The following is a 13,913-nucleotide window of genomic DNA, read 5'->3' as shown; positions in this document are numbered from 1 at the left end:
CACCTGACGGTGCGCTAATAGCGCGCCGTGAGGCGTCGTCACGTCTGAAGAATACCGGAGAGTCATCATGGGCCTCGCTCAATTGAAATCCGTTTTGCCCAGAGAGCTGCTCGCTTCCGTAGTAGTGTTTCTGGTTGCATTGCCCCTGTGCATGGGGATCGCTATCGCTTCCGGTATGCCACCGGCCAAAGGACTGATCACCGGCATCATCGGCGGCCTGGTGGTGGGTTGGTTGGCAGGTTCACCGCTGCAAGTCAGCGGCCCGGCTGCAGGTCTTGCGGTATTAGTCTTCGAGGTGGTCCGCGAGCACGGTATGGCCATGCTCGGCCCAATCCTCTTGCTCGCCGGTGTGCTGCAAATCCTTGCCGGGCGTTTCAAGCTCGGTTGCTGGTTCCGGGTGACCGCCCCAGCGGTGGTCTACGGCATGCTCGCCGGTATCGGTGTACTGATCGTGCTCTCTCAGGCGCACGTCATGTTTGATGGCGGTCCCAAACCTTCCGGCCTGGATAACCTCGTTGCCTTCCCTTCTACCCTGATTCAGGCTATCGGCCCGGGCAGCGGCATGCAGGCCGGTGCTCTCGGTCTGGGTACGATTCTGGTGATGTGGGTGTGGGACAAGTTTCGTCCTCAGTCGCTGCGCTTCGTTCCGGGCGCCCTGCTGGGTGTCGGCCTGGCGACGTTTGCCAGTATCGCTTTGGCGATGCAGGTCAAACGTGTGGAAGTGCCGGATAACCTCGCCGAAGCCATTGACTGGCTGCGCCCTGCAGACCTGATGAACCTTGCTGATCCAGCGATTCTGATTGCAGCCTTTGCGGTGGCCTTTATTGCCAGCGCCGAAACCTTGCTGTCGGCGGCTGCTGTAGACCGTATGCATGACGGTCAACGCTCAGACTTCGATAAAGAGCTAAGCGCTCAAGGTGTGGGTAACGTCCTGTGCGGTCTGGTGGGCGCATTGCCAATGACGGGCGTGATCGTACGTAGTTCGGCCAACGTTCAGGCGGGCGCCAAAACACGCATGTCTGCCATGTTCCACGGCTTGTGGTTGCTGGCGTTCGTGTTGCTGCTGTCCAGCGTGCTGCAAAGCATTCCGGTGGCGAGTCTGGCGGGTGTGTTGGTATACACCGGTTGCAAGCTGGTCGACCTCAAGGCGTTTCGTGGCCTGGGCCGTTATGGCCGGATGCCGATGTTCACCTACGCGGCAACCGCTGCTGCGATCATCTTCACGGATCTGCTCACCGGTGTATTGGTCGGTTTCGGTCTGACCCTGGTCAAGCTGGCGCTGCAAGCTGCACGATTGAAGATCAACCTCGTGCCGATGGAAGCTGAAGGCGAGTTTGAACTGCGCATGGTCGGCTCGGCCACCTTCTTGAAAGTCCCGGCGCTGACTAAAGTGCTGGAGACTATTCCGGCGGGCAGCACGGTCTATGTGCCGTTGAGCAACCTGAGTTACATCGACCATTCCTGCCTGGAATTGCTGGAGGAATGGGGGCGCGCCAATGCTGCTCAGGGCTCGCGTCTGAGCATCGAGTCTCGTGGGTTGAAACGCAGGCTGGAAGGCCGGTTGACGACCACCACCGGTATTGGGTCGGCGGCGTCGCAAAGCTAACGTGGGTTGGATTGTTGGAGCGAGGCTTGCCCGCGAAAGCGTCGGCATGGCCAACGGAAATGGCGAATGATAAATCCATTCGCGGGCAAGCCTCGCTCCAACAGAGTTATCTACCTCTTAGCCCCGATCCAGATCCAGACCAAGCCCCAACTGCCGTGACAGGCACGGCCAGCGCTTCCAGGCGGCTTCGGTGTCCGGGCTGTTCAGGCGGTCGCGATAGGCTTCCACGGACTCCAGCTCGAAGCTTTCTTCATCAAGCAACTGATCCACCGCATGGTGCACCGCTTCATCCAGCTGGTTGGCGAACGATTCACCAATCAATTGGTGAGCAATAACGCTGGCCACCACGGTGTTCGAAGGGATCAGCGGGCGGGCGAAATGCTTGATGTACAGGTCATTCACTTCCTCAACCAGCCGATGCGCCAGATAAGCCTCATCCAACAGGCTGTCTAGCCCCTCATGTCCGTCCATGATCGCGGGAGGCGCGGTGAAGAAATGCTCGGCGATTTTCAACACAGGTTTGACCTGTCCTTCGATGCCGGCTTCAACCGCGACCTGATGGGCGGCGTCCAGCAAATCCGGCACCAGATCAATGTAGGCGGTGACGAAGCGCGTCAGCACGCCGCGTGCATCAACTTCCGGTAAATGGATGGCTGGGTGCAGGTGCGGTAACTGGGTTTCAAGTTGACGCAATAATTGGCCAGTCTCGGCCTCGTGCTGGTGGGCACGTTGGATCTGCTCGCGCAAAGCGGCGGTGTTCATGAACGCTCCTGAAGGCGGAAAAACCAGGTACGGAAAGGGGGAGACCATACGTTAGCCTGCTTCAGCGAAAGGCTAAGACGTATTTGTCATAACAGGTTCACATATATGTGCATTGGCTATTAAAAACGCCATTTGCGCCATTATTGCCTCTTTATTTGTCGAGGCTGCGCATCTGTGTAGACCATTTTCCGGATTTTGCCAGTGCGTTGCACGCATCCGGTGCCTGTCTATACTCGGTTCTGACGGAAGTTGGCTGATGGTCGCTTGTGCGGCTCGGTGTAACTGAAGTGGCAGCCCACTCCCCAACCGCAGGTCTTAATCTGCGGAATAAAAACAATGGGGAAGCTCGCAATGAGGCGACATCCACGCGTCTGGATGTTGCTCCTGTTGTGTTCGGTATTCGATCAGGCACACGGTGCCTGGACAACGAATATGGCGCCTGGAGCAACACAGGTCAGTCATGCGGTATTTGATCTGCACATGATCATTTTCTGGATCTGTGTGGTGATCGGCGTCGTGGTGTTCGGCGCGATGTTCTGGTCAATGATCGTTCACCGGCGCTCTACCGGCCAGGTGGCTGCGCACTTTCACGAACACACCACCGTAGAAATCATCTGGACCCTCGTGCCTTTGCTGATTCTGGTGGTGATGGCTATTCCTGCGACCAAAACCCTCATTGAAATGTACGACAACACTGAGTCGGATCTGGATATCCAGATCACTGGCTATCAGTGGAAGTGGCATTACAAATACCTGGGCCAGGACGTCGAATTCTTTAGCAATCTGGCGACTACCACCGAGCAGATTCACAACCGCGATGAGAAAGGCGAGCACTACCTGCTGGAGGTGGACCAGCCGCTGGTAGTCCCGGTTGGGCAGAAAATCCGTTTTCTGGTGACCGGTGCTGACGTCATCCATTCCTGGTGGGTACCAGCCTTTGCGGTCAAGCGTGACGCTATTCCAGGCTTCGTCAATGAGGCCTGGACCCGCATCGACAAACCGGGAATTTACCGTGGGCAATGCACGGAGTTATGCGGCAAGGACCATGGCTTCATGCCGATTGTGGTTGAAGCCCGAAGCAAGGCTGATTACGACACCTGGCTGGCGGGCCGCAAAGAAGAGAGCGCCAGGCTCAAAGAGCTGACCAGCAAGGAGTGGACCCTGGAAGAACTGGTTGCGCGGGGTGACAAGGTTTATCACACCACCTGCGTAGCCTGTCACCAGCCTGAAGGCCAAGGCCTGCCGCCGCTGTTCCCGGCGCTCAAGGGCTCGAAAATCGCCACTGGCCCCAAAGAAGCGCACCTCAATATCGTGTTCAACGGCAAAGCCGGTACCGCCATGGCGGCGTTTGGCAAGCAGCTATCGGAAGTCGATATCGCGGCGGTGATCACCTACGAGCGCCACGCCTGGGGCAACAACACCAACGACATGGTTACGCCCAAGGATGTGCTGGCGCTGAAAGAGGCGCAGAAATGAAAGTGTTCATGGCTGGAGGTAATCCTGTGGGAGCGGTGCTTGCCCGCGATACAAGCGCCGCGGTTCTTTTATGGACCGCGTCGGCTTCATCGCGGGCAAGCACCGCTCCCACAAAACCTGTGTCATCAGGAAACACCGCAGGAGATAAGCCATGAGCACCGTAATAGACGAGCATGGTGTAGCGGATCATGGCGCGGCACACGGTCCCGCCAAAGGCCTGATGCGTTGGCTGCTCACCACTAACCACAAGGACATCGGCACGCTGTACCTGTGGTTCAGCTTCACCATGTTCCTGCTGGGCGGCTCCTTTGCGATGGTGATCCGTGCAGAGCTGTTTCAGCCGGGCCTGCAAATCGTCGAGCCCGCGTTTTTTAATCAGATGACCACCATGCACGGCCTGATTATGGTCTTTGGTGCGGTGATGCCCGCTTTTGTCGGGCTGGCCAACTGGATGATCCCGTTGATGATCGGCGCGCCGGACATGGCCTTGCCGCGCCTGAACAACTTCAGTTTCTGGCTCCTGCCTGCCGCATTCGGGCTATTGATTTCGACCCTGTTCACCCCCGGTGGTGGTCCCAATTTCGGCTGGACGTTCTACGCGCCTTTATCCACGACCTATGCGCCTGAGAGCGTCACGTTTTTTATCTTCGCCATTCACATGATGGGCATCAGCTCGATCATGGGGGCAATCAACGTGGTCGCGACTATCCTCAATCTACGCGCGCCGGGCATGACCCTGATGAAGATGCCCTTGTTTGTGTGGACCTGGCTGATCACCGCGTTCCTGCTGATAGCAGTAATGCCGGTGCTGGCAGGTTGCGTGACGATGATGCTCATGGACATCCACTTTGGCACCAGCTTCTTCAATGCTGCGGGCGGAGGTGATCCGGTGTTGTTTCAGCATGTGTTCTGGTTCTTCGGCCATCCGGAGGTGTACATCATGATCTTGCCGGCGTTCGGCGCGGTCAGTTCAATCATTCCGGCTTTTTCCCGCAAGCCGCTGTTTGGCTACACCTCGATGGTCTACGCAACGGCGAGCATCGCCTTCCTGTCGTTCATGGTCTGGGCGCACCACATGTTTGTCGTGGGCATCCCATTGGTGGGCGAGTTGTTCTTCATGTACGCGACCATGCTCATCGCAGTGCCGACCGGCGTGAAGGTGTTCAATTGGGTCAGCACCATGTGGCAAGGCTCGCTGACATTCGAGACGCCGATGCTATTTGCTGTGGCGTTTGTGATTCTGTTCAGCATTGGTGGTTTTTCCGGATTGATGCTGGCCATCGCTCCCGCCGACTTTCAGTATCAGGACACTTATTTCGTGGTCGCCCATTTCCATTACGTGCTGGTACCCGGTGCGATCTTCGGCATCTTCGCTTCGGCTTACTACTGGCTGCCCAAGTGGACGGGGCACATGTACGACGAAACCTTGGGCAAGCTACATTTCTGGCTATCCTTTGTTGGCATGAACATGGCGTTCTTCCCTATGCACTTCGTTGGCCTGGCGGGCATGCCGCGACGTGTGCCGGACTACAACTTGCAATTTGCCGACTTCAATATGGTGTCATCGATAGGTGCATTTACCTTTGGCGCGACGCAGATCTTCTTCCTGTTCATCGTGATCAAGACTATTCGCGGCGGAGTACCGGCCCCGGCAAAACCTTGGGACGGTGCCGAAGGTCTGGAATGGAGCATCCCCTCGCCTGCGCCCTACCACACCTTCACCACGCCGCCGGAGGTGAAATGAAGCGCTCAGAAACCAACCCAACATCTGTAGGAGTGAGCTTGCTCGCGATTCGGTTGTTCATTCGGCAAATGTACCGACTGATCCGACGCTATCGCGAGCAAGCTCACTTCTACAGGTTGTGCAGGGCCTTAATGACATGACCAGCCCAAACTCCCTTAAACCCCTGATCACCCGTCTGCTGCTGGTCGTCGTTGTGATGTTCGCCTTCGGCTTTGCACTGGTGCCGCTTTACGACGTGATGTGCAAAGCATTTGGTATCAATGGCAAGACGGGGGATGCCTACCAGGGCTCGCAAATGGTGGATGAGAGCCGGCAGGTGCGTGTGCAGTTTCTGTCGACCAATGCTGTGGACATGGTCTGGGGTTTCTATCCCAAGGCTGATCAACTGGAAGTGCATCCCGGTGCCGTCAACGAGATGTTGTTTGTTGCCCAGAACCCGACGGACCGGCCCATGACTGCTCAGGCGGTGCCGAGCATTTCACCGGGTTCAGCGGCGGTGTACTTCCATAAGACCGAATGCTTCTGCTTCACCCAGCAAGTGCTGCAGCCGGGCGAGCGCATCGAAATGCCGGTGCGTTTCATTGTCGACCGCGACTTGCCCAAGGACGTGAAACACCTGACGCTGGGTTACACCCTGTTCAACGTTACCGCCAGCAAACCGCCCGCTGCGAAAAGCGGGGGTTAGCGAGGAGAGCCTGATGGCCACTCACGAGCAGTACTACGTTCCGGCACAAAGCAAATGGCCGATTATCGCCACCGTCGGGCTGTTGGTGACGATGTACGGCCTTGGCACCTGGTTCAATGATCTTAAAGCCGCACGTCCGGACTCCCATGGGCCATGGATCCTCATCGTGGGCGGTTTGTTAGTGGCGTACATGCTGTTCGGCTGGTTCGGCACGGTGATCAAAGAGGGTCGCGCCGGGCTGTACAGCGCGCAAATGGATCGCTCATTCCGCTGGGGCATGAGCTGGTTCATCTTTTCTGAGGTGATGTTCTTCATCGCGTTCTTCGGCACGCTGTTTTACATCCGCTACTGGTCCGGGCCCTGGCTGGGCGGCGAAGGCTCCAAAGGTATCGCCAACATGCTGTGGCCGAACTTCCAGTACACCTGGCCGATGCTGGACACGCCGGACCCGAAACTCTATCCCGCGCCCAAAGGCGTCATCGACCCGTGGAAGTTGCCGCTGATCAACACGATTCTGCTGGTCAGCTCCAGTGTGACCATCACCCTTGCTCACCATGCCTTGAAACGCGGTCATCGTGGCGCGTTGAAGATATGGATGGCGATCACGGTTTTGCTGGGTCTGAGTTTCTTGACGCTACAGATTGAGGAATACGTCCACGCCTACAAGGAGCTGGGCCTGACGCTGGGCTCCGGCATCTACGGCGCGACCTTTTTCATGCTCACGGGCTTTCATGGCGCCCACGTGACCATCGGTACGATCATCTTGTTCGTGATGCTGATGCGCATCCTGCGTGGGCACTTCGATGCGCAGCACCAATTCGGTTTTGAAGCGGCCAGCTGGTATTGGCATTTTGTGGACGTGGTGTGGGTTGGGTTGTTTGTATTTGTGTATGTGGTTTAGATCTGGAGCCTTATTGAATCTGTAGGAGCCGAGCTTGCTCGCGATAAACGATAACGCGGTGAGCCTGCGAAATTCGGCATCTGCATCGCGAGCAAGCTCGGCTCCTACAGGTCCAGTGTATGTCGCGAGACCGCGCAGGGTCATGGACACTGGGGCAGCCAACAGGGCCGTTTCAAACCAACTGGCCGCTATAAAACCCCCACGCGATCAGCGCCAGAGTCACCACTGCCAGGCTCACGCGCAGGGTCAGGGCTTTGAGCAGGCGGGTTGAATGACCGCCGTCTCTGGCTAGAAAAAACAGGCCACTGAACAGGCAGATCACCGTGGCGAACAGCATGAGCACAATCGCTATTTTGAGCATGACAACTCCAGGAGCAACGGCGATGCAATGGAGTATAGGTGGGGCTCGATCCGTCTGGCGGGACAGGTGATGAAGCACTTCACTCCCGGTGTGTTGCCTACGTTGGTGGTGATGATCTTGCTGCCGGTGCTGGTAACTCTCGGTTTCTGGCAGCTTGGTCGAGGTGAAGAAAAGCGCGTCATGCTTGCCACTCATGCCGAGCGCAGGGCTGAAGCCCCTGTCGCAGTCGATCAGATATTGAACAGCGCCGACCTGGCTTATCGTCGCGTGCAGGTGCGCGGGCATTTCGATCCGCAGCATAGCCTGCTGCTGGATAACAGCATCCGCGAGGGGAAAGCCGGTGTGGAATTGATCCAGCCGTTCCAGGATGAGGCCAGTGGTATCTGGGTCTGGGTGAATCGCGGCTGGTTGCCTTGGCCAGACCGGCGCGTGCCACCGCTTTACACCACCCCGCTGCAAACGATCAGCCTGCTGAGCTGGGTTTACGTGGTGCCTGCCACCTTCCAGTTACGCGCAGACGTTGCCAGCGCCTCTTGGCCACGCCTGATTACGGCCGTGCAGCCTGACATGCTCTGGGCGGAGTTGGGGCGCGAGGGTTTCCGTCAGGAGCTGCGCATGGAGTCAGGGCCGGGTGCTTACCGCGTTGATTGGCCGGTCGTCGCGATGAGTCCGGCAAAACATCTGGGCTACGCCGTGCAGTGGTTCGCCATGGCGACGGCGCTGGTCGGGCTTTATCTGTATCTCGGTTGGCATCAGGCAAAAAACAACAAGAAAAGTCCGGAGGACCCTCATGGGAATAACCATCAATCCAGTCGGCACGTCTGAACAGCGGCCGCCGCCGAACCGGCGCAGGGGGCGTTTGCAGTTGCTATTGGTGCTGCTGGTTGCCATCGGCCCCATGATCCTGGCCACCAGCATGTATCGGTTCAAGTTCTGGGTGCCGGACAATCGCAGCTTTCATGGCGAATTGATCGGCACTGGTCAAAGTCGCGCTGATCTGGGTATTCAGGCCAAAGAATCGCGTTGGCAGCTGTTGGTCAGCGCGCCAGCAGGCTGCGGCGTCGATTGCCAGCAACTGGTGTATCTGGCGCGGCAAATCCAGATCGGCCTGGGGCGTGATGCCTCTCGTGCCAGTCACGCGCTGGCCAGCGCACAACCGCTGAGTGCTGATTACGACGCAAAACTGAGCCGGGAATATCCACAGCTGCAGCGCTATCCGCTGGAGCTTGCGCAGTATCAAAAAGCTGCGCCCGGCATTGAAGTACCTCAATTATGGATCGTCGATCCTCATGGCAATCTCGTGTTGCGCTACGGCGCTGATGTTAACGGTAAGGATTTGCTCAAGGACCTGCGGCAACTGCTGAAGCTATCGAACATCGGCTAGGAGGTCGCTATGACCAGACCCGGATTTCGTCTTGCTCTGCTTGCCACGCTGCTGGCGCTGTTCGTGGTTTTATTGGGCGCTTATACCCGTCTGACCCATGCGGGGCTTGGTTGCCCGGATTGGCCGGGCTGCTATGGATTCATCAGCGTGCCGGGCAACGATCTGCAACTGGCCTACGCAGAGCTGCACTTTCCCGACGCGCCTGTGCATGCCGCCAAGGGCTGGAGCGAAATGCTGCATCGCTACTTTGCGGGAGGGCTGGCGCTGCTGATCATGCTATTAGCCGCTCAGGCCTGGCGGCGCCGATCGCAACAGGGGCAACCGCTGAAGCTGCCTTTGTTGCTGCTAGGCGTGGTGTTTGCACAGGCTACATTCGGCATGTGGACCGTCACCCTCAAGCTTTGGCCGCAAGTGGTGACGGCGCATTTGCTGGGCGGGGTAGCGACACTGAGCCTGTTGTTTCTGCTGACGCTACGTTTAAGTGGCCCCTTCTTTGTAACGCCGCCGTTGCCCGCAAGGCTTCAGCGTCTGGCCGCCATCGGCCTGTTTCTGGTTGCAGTGCAGATCGCGCTGGGTGGCTGGGTTAGCGCCAACTATGCCGCGTTGGCCTGTCCCGATGCGCCGACCTGTCAGGGCCAATGGTGGCCTGATGCAGACTTCACCAATGGCTTTCATCTGACCCAACACATCGGGCCCAATTATCTGGGCGGCAAGCTCGATAGCGAGGCGCGTACTGCGATTCACCTGACTCATCGTGTCGGCGCTTTGCTGGTCACGCTGTCGCTGCTGAGTCTGGCCTGGCAACTGAAAAAGTCAGGGCTCCAGGGCATGGCGGCTTTGTTGGTTGGAGTGCTGGCGGCGCAGATCAGTCTGGGCGTCAGTAACGTACTGTTTCATTTGCCGCTGATAACCGCCATGGCCCATAGCGCCTGTGGTGCGGGGTTGATGGTGAGTATGGTGATGATTAATTACCGAGTGAGCTGCGCAGCTCTGTTGGAGCGAGGCTTGCCCGCGAAGGGGCCGGTATATTCAATAAAATCTTTGGGGCTTAGGCACCGAATTCGCGGGCAAGCCTCGCTCCAACAGTCCACACAGGACGAGAGATTCAGCCCATGACTGTCCTGGCCGACGTCCGCCACCGGGTCCATATGGCGCGACTACTTCGAACTGACCAAGTCAGTTTGCTACCTTTAGTGACTCACCTGAGCGGCCCGCTGTATTTGCTGCGCGCGCCGGTTTTTGGCGGCCGCTTTCTGTTTTGGGCATGCGTGTTGTACCGTGGCATCCGACCGCATGCTGCAATCTGCAGGTTCGAGTACTCTGTCTATTACCAGCTCGCGCTGTTTATCGCCCTGTTTGCAGACCATTACCTACTGTTGACCCTATGACTCGAACCCAGAAAACCGTTTTCATCCTGGTCGCCATCGTCGCGTTGATTTTGGGCCTGACCGTTAATCGTGTGTTGTCGGGCAAAGGCTCGGGGGACCAGACGGCGTTGATCGATGCTGGGATCATTCTGCTGCCGCAAAGTCGCAAACTGCCCGACCTGACTATGACGAATCAGGAGGGTCAGCCGGTGCAGATCAACGAATTCAAGGACAAGTGGACGCTGCTGTTTTTCGGCTACACCTATTGCCCGGATATCTGCCCGACCACGCTTGCCCAATTACGCCAGATCAAGAGCGAGCTGCCCAAAGAGGCGTTGAGTAAATTACGGGTGGTGTTGATCAGCGTTGATCCCAACCGCGACACGCCACAGCAGCTCAAGCAGTATCTGGGCTATTTCGATAAGGACTTCGTGGGTTTGACGGGAGCCGTGCCGGACATTCAGAAGCTGGCCAACGGGGTGAGCATTCCCTTTATTCCTGCCGACACCAGCAAACCGGGTTACACGGTAGATCACAGCGGCAACCTTGCGTTGCTCGGGCCTGATGGTAACCAGCGCGGTTTTATCCGGGCGCCGTTCAATACTCAGAAGCTGCTGGCGCAGTTGCCGGGGTTGTTGGAGCGGGAGTGAGACGCGGCTCACGAGTGAACTGTAGGAGCTGCCGAAGGCTGCGTAGCGGTGTGTCAGCACTGAATGCTTCGCAGCCTTTGGCAGCTCCTACAGAGAATGCATTCCCTTCCGAAGATGCATTCTCTTTAGGGCGGTGGGATCAGCTTAGAAAGCCGGAACCACAGCGCCTTTGTACTTCTCGGCGATGAACGCTTTTACTTCCGGGCTTTGCAGCGCTGCGACCAGTTTTTTCATGGCGTCCGAATCCTTGTTGTCCGGGCGGGCTACCAGAATGTTGGCGTAAGGCGACTCGGCACCTTCGATGATCAGCGCGTCTTTGGTTGGATCAAGCTTGGCAGTCAACGCGTAGTTGGTGTTGATCAGTGCCAGGTCAACCTGAGTCAGCACGCGTGGCAGCGTAGCCGCTTCCAGCTCACGGAACTTCAGGTTTTTCGGGTTCTGCAGCACGTCACTCGGTTTGGCCAGGATGCTGGTCGGGTCCTTCAGGGTGATCAGACCCGCTTTGGCCAGCAACAGGAAAGCGCGGCCTTCGTTGGTGGCATCGTTAGGCAGCGCGACATTGGCGCCGTCCGGCAAATCGGCTAGGTTCTTGATCTTGTCCGAATAAGCACCGAACGGTTCTACGTGAACCTTGGCGACGCTGACCAGATCAGTACCTTTGCCCTTGTTGAACTCATCCAGATACGGCTGGTGCTGGAAGAAATTTGCATCCAGACGCTTCTGAGCGACCTGTACATTGGGCTGCACGTAGTCATTGAAGACCTTGATCTGCAGGTCTACGCCTTCTTTGGCCAGGGTCGGTTTCACGAACTCGAGCAGCTCGGCGTGGGGCACGGCGCTGGCTGCAACGGTGAGGGTTTCATCGGCATGCGCGGACAATGCGGCAACGGCGGCAAATACGGCCAACAGCTTCTTCATACATCAACTCCTTTGAGGGCCCGCCAACGTGCGGGCCTGTGCCGATGAATCGGCCGATAACTTAGCGGTGGGAAAAGTGCGCGACCAGTTTGTCGCCGATGGTTTGCAGGATTTGCACCAGCACCAGCAGCAATACGACCGTCACGAACATCACATCGTTCTGGAAACGCTGGTAACCGTAGCGAATCGCCAGATCACCCAACCCGCCTGCGCCAACAGCGCCCGCCATGGCGGTGAACGACACCAGCGCAATGGCCGTAACGGTAATGGCAGCGAGGATGCCGGGGCGTGCTTCAGGCAGCAGCGCCTTGACGATGATCTGCCGGGTGGTGGCACCCATCGCCTGAGTCGCCTCGATAATGCCGCGATCCACTTCACGCAACGCGGTTTCTACCAGGCGAGCGAAGAATGGAGTTGCGCCTGCGATCAGCGGCGGCAAAGTGCCGAGAATACCCAGCGTAGTGCCGGTGATGATCTCGGTCACTGGCATCATCACGATCAGCAGGATGATGAAGGGCAAGGCCCGCAGCAAGTTGACGATGACTGCCAGAACTGAATACAGGCCTTTGTTTTCGAGCAGCTGGCGTGGCGAGGTGAGGAACAGGATTACGCCCAGCGGCAAGCCCAGTAACACGGTAAAGCCCAGAGACACGACCAGCATGTTCAGGGTGTCGAGCGTGGCGACCCAGATTTCCGCCCAGTCGACGTTGGGGAATAAAGTCAGTAGAGCGTCCATTAGCGCAGCACCTCCATATGAACATCCGCGGCGGTGAAGCGAGCGAAGGCGGCGTCCATGTCGCCGCCAGTGATAGCCAGGGTCAGTTGCCCGTAAGGCGTGTCTTTGATGCGATCAATACGTCCGGCCAGGATGCTGTAATCCACGCCGGTCTCCCGCGCGACGGTACCGAGCAGCGGTGCGTAAGTCGCCTCACCCTGGAAGGTCAGGCGGACGATGCGGCCTTCAACGTGTGCGAAGTCATCGCGCTGTTCGTTTTCGTCGATTTGCTCGTGTTCCTGAACAAAGCGTTTGGTCGTCGGGTGCTGTGGGTGCAGGAATACATCAGCAACCTTGCCTTGCTCGACGATTACGCCGGCATCCATGACGGCGACGTGGTCGCAGACACGGCGGATCACGTCCATTTCATGGGTGATCAGGACGATGGTCAGCTTCAGCTCACGATTGATCTCGGCCAGCAGTTGCAGGACCGACGCAGTAGTTTGCGGGTCCAGGGCGCTGGTGGCTTCATCGCAGAGCAGAATCTTTGGCTTGGTGGCCAAGGCGCGGGCAATGCCGACACGCTGCTTTTGCCCGCCGGACAGCTGCGAAGGGTATTTCTTCGCGTGGTCGGACAAGCCAACCCGGGCGAGCAGTTCCGCTACGCGCTGATCGATCTCGGCGCGGGACATATCACCGGCCAGCGTCAGCGGCATGGCGACGTTGTCGGCCACGGTCTTGGAAGACAGCAGGTTGAAGTGCTGGAAGATCATTCCGACCTGCTGACGGAAGCGCCGCAAGCCATTGGCGTCGAGGGCAGTGACGTCGTCTTCGTCAACAACGATCTGCCCACCGCTCGGGGTTTCCAGGCGGTTGATCAGGCGCAGCAGGGTACTTTTGCCAGCCCCTGAATGGCCGATCAGGCCGAATACCTGGCCGTCTTCGACGCGCAGGCTGGTGGGGTGCAGGGCCGGAATTTCTTTGCCTGCCACCCGGTAGGTTTTATGGACGTTATGGAACTCGATCACTTAGCGAACCTTGTGGGGGCGCGTTAAAAATTCAGCGCGGCGGCAGGACGCGCACCGGCTGATTCGCACCGGCGGGATAGGCCGGGCGCGCATTTTAGCCTGTCCGCTGGATGGTATTTAGCATTTATTTCATAACGGACCTGCTGAAATGGAATAAGGCGATGGATGGCAATGATCTGGATTTCCTGTGGGAGCAGAGCTTGCCCGCGAAGAACGATTACGCGCCATGACTGATGCACCGCGGCGCCTGGATCGCGGGCAAGCCTCGCTCCAACAGACTTGCGCCGCCTCTGTAGGAGCGGAGCTTGCTCGCGAA

14 protein-coding genes and 1 pseudogene are annotated in these 13,913 nt (G+C 58.0%); 10 read left to right on the top strand and 5 right to left on the bottom strand.

From position 1 onward, the window contains the following. Positions 1-67: 67 nt before the first annotated feature. Positions 68-1,606, top strand: coding sequence for a SulP family inorganic anion transporter (locus tag ACYASS_RS24550; protein ID WP_463588035.1), 1,539 nt, complete (start codon positions 68-70; stop codon positions 1,604-1,606). 117 nt (positions 1,607-1,723) lie between these two features. Here the strand turns inward: ACYASS_RS24550 and ACYASS_RS24545 are convergent, their stop codons facing one another. Continuing rightward, positions 1,724-2,368 (bottom strand): hypothetical protein, encoded by a 645-nt coding sequence (locus ACYASS_RS24545; protein ID WP_463588034.1) that lies wholly within the window; start codon positions 2,366-2,368, stop codon positions 1,724-1,726. A gap of 351 nt (positions 2,369-2,719) precedes the next feature. On the opposite strand from ACYASS_RS24545, the gene coxB reads away from it, so the two are divergent. The 4 genes from coxB (at position 2,720) to ACYASS_RS24525 (ending at position 7,174) form a co-directional block, all read left to right on the top strand. Then, a complete protein-coding gene (coxB, locus tag ACYASS_RS24540; protein WP_463588033.1) occupies positions 2,720-3,844 on the top strand; it encodes a cytochrome c oxidase subunit II in 1,125 nt (374 codons plus the stop codon). Between the two features lie 151 nt (positions 3,845-3,995). Further along, on the top strand, positions 3,996-5,588 hold the full coding sequence (gene ctaD / locus ACYASS_RS24535; RefSeq protein WP_463588032.1) for a cytochrome c oxidase subunit I: 1,593 nt from the start codon (positions 3,996-3,998) through the stop codon (positions 5,586-5,588). A gap of 136 nt (positions 5,589-5,724) precedes the next feature. Continuing rightward, complete coding sequence (locus ACYASS_RS24530) at positions 5,725-6,273, top strand: cytochrome c oxidase assembly protein (RefSeq protein ID WP_463588031.1); 549 nt, start codon at positions 5,725-5,727, stop codon at positions 6,271-6,273. A 13-nt stretch (positions 6,274-6,286) separates the two neighbouring features. After that, positions 6,287-7,174, top strand: coding sequence for a cytochrome c oxidase subunit 3 (locus ACYASS_RS24525; protein WP_463588030.1), 888 nt, complete (start codon positions 6,287-6,289; stop codon positions 7,172-7,174). A gap of 172 nt (positions 7,175-7,346) precedes the next feature. Here the strand turns inward: ACYASS_RS24525 and ACYASS_RS24520 are convergent, their stop codons facing one another. Then, positions 7,347-7,535 (bottom strand): twin transmembrane helix small protein, encoded by a 189-nt coding sequence (locus tag ACYASS_RS24520; protein ID WP_122667255.1) that lies wholly within the window; start codon positions 7,533-7,535, stop codon positions 7,347-7,349. A 69-nt stretch (positions 7,536-7,604) separates the two neighbouring features. On the opposite strand from ACYASS_RS24520, the gene ACYASS_RS24515 reads away from it, so the two are divergent. The 5 genes and pseudogenes from ACYASS_RS24515 (at position 7,605) to ACYASS_RS24495 (ending at position 10,936) form a co-directional block, all read left to right on the top strand. Next, positions 7,605-8,360, top strand: coding sequence for an SURF1 family protein (locus ACYASS_RS24515; protein ID WP_463588140.1), 756 nt, complete (start codon positions 7,605-7,607; stop codon positions 8,358-8,360). Further along, positions 8,326-8,919 carry a hypothetical protein gene (locus tag ACYASS_RS24510; RefSeq protein ID WP_463588029.1) on the top strand — a complete coding sequence of 198 codons (594 nt, stop codon included), beginning with the start codon at positions 8,326-8,328 and terminating at the stop codon, positions 8,917-8,919. The genes ACYASS_RS24515 and ACYASS_RS24510 overlap by 35 nt, the downstream gene beginning before the upstream one ends. 9 nt (positions 8,920-8,928) lie before the next feature. Beyond that, a complete protein-coding gene (locus ACYASS_RS24505) occupies positions 8,929-10,035 on the top strand; it encodes a COX15/CtaA family protein (RefSeq protein ID WP_463588028.1) in 1,107 nt (368 codons plus the stop codon). 59 nt (positions 10,036-10,094) lie between these two features. Continuing rightward, a pseudogene (locus tag ACYASS_RS24500) lies at positions 10,095-10,307 on the top strand (heme o synthase); the annotation flags it as partial. Beyond that, a complete protein-coding gene (locus ACYASS_RS24495; protein ID WP_463588027.1) occupies positions 10,304-10,936 on the top strand; it encodes an SCO family protein in 633 nt (210 codons plus the stop codon). The pseudogene ACYASS_RS24500 and the gene ACYASS_RS24495, both read left to right, overlap by 4 nt. Positions 10,937-11,080: 144 nt before the next feature. On the opposite strand, the gene ACYASS_RS24490 is transcribed toward ACYASS_RS24495, so the two are convergent. From ACYASS_RS24490 to ACYASS_RS24480, 3 genes are all read right to left on the bottom strand, one after another. After that, a complete protein-coding gene (locus ACYASS_RS24490) occupies positions 11,081-11,854 on the bottom strand; it encodes a MetQ/NlpA family ABC transporter substrate-binding protein (protein ID WP_122667261.1) in 774 nt (257 codons plus the stop codon). 61 nt (positions 11,855-11,915) lie between these two features. Next, on the bottom strand, positions 11,916-12,590 hold the full coding sequence (locus ACYASS_RS24485) for a methionine ABC transporter permease (RefSeq protein WP_095093190.1): 675 nt from the start codon (positions 12,588-12,590) through the stop codon (positions 11,916-11,918). Beyond that, the gene (locus tag ACYASS_RS24480) at positions 12,590-13,597 is read right to left on the bottom strand and encodes a methionine ABC transporter ATP-binding protein (RefSeq protein WP_122667263.1); all 1,008 of its coding nucleotides are present in this window, start codon (positions 13,595-13,597) and stop codon (positions 12,590-12,592) included. The genes ACYASS_RS24485 and ACYASS_RS24480 overlap by 1 nt, the downstream gene beginning before the upstream one ends. Positions 13,598-13,913 lie beyond the last annotated feature (316 nt).

Source organism: Pseudomonas sp. HP_14 (assembly GCF_055283875.1).
This window is presented reverse-complemented; position numbering and strand designations above follow the sequence as displayed.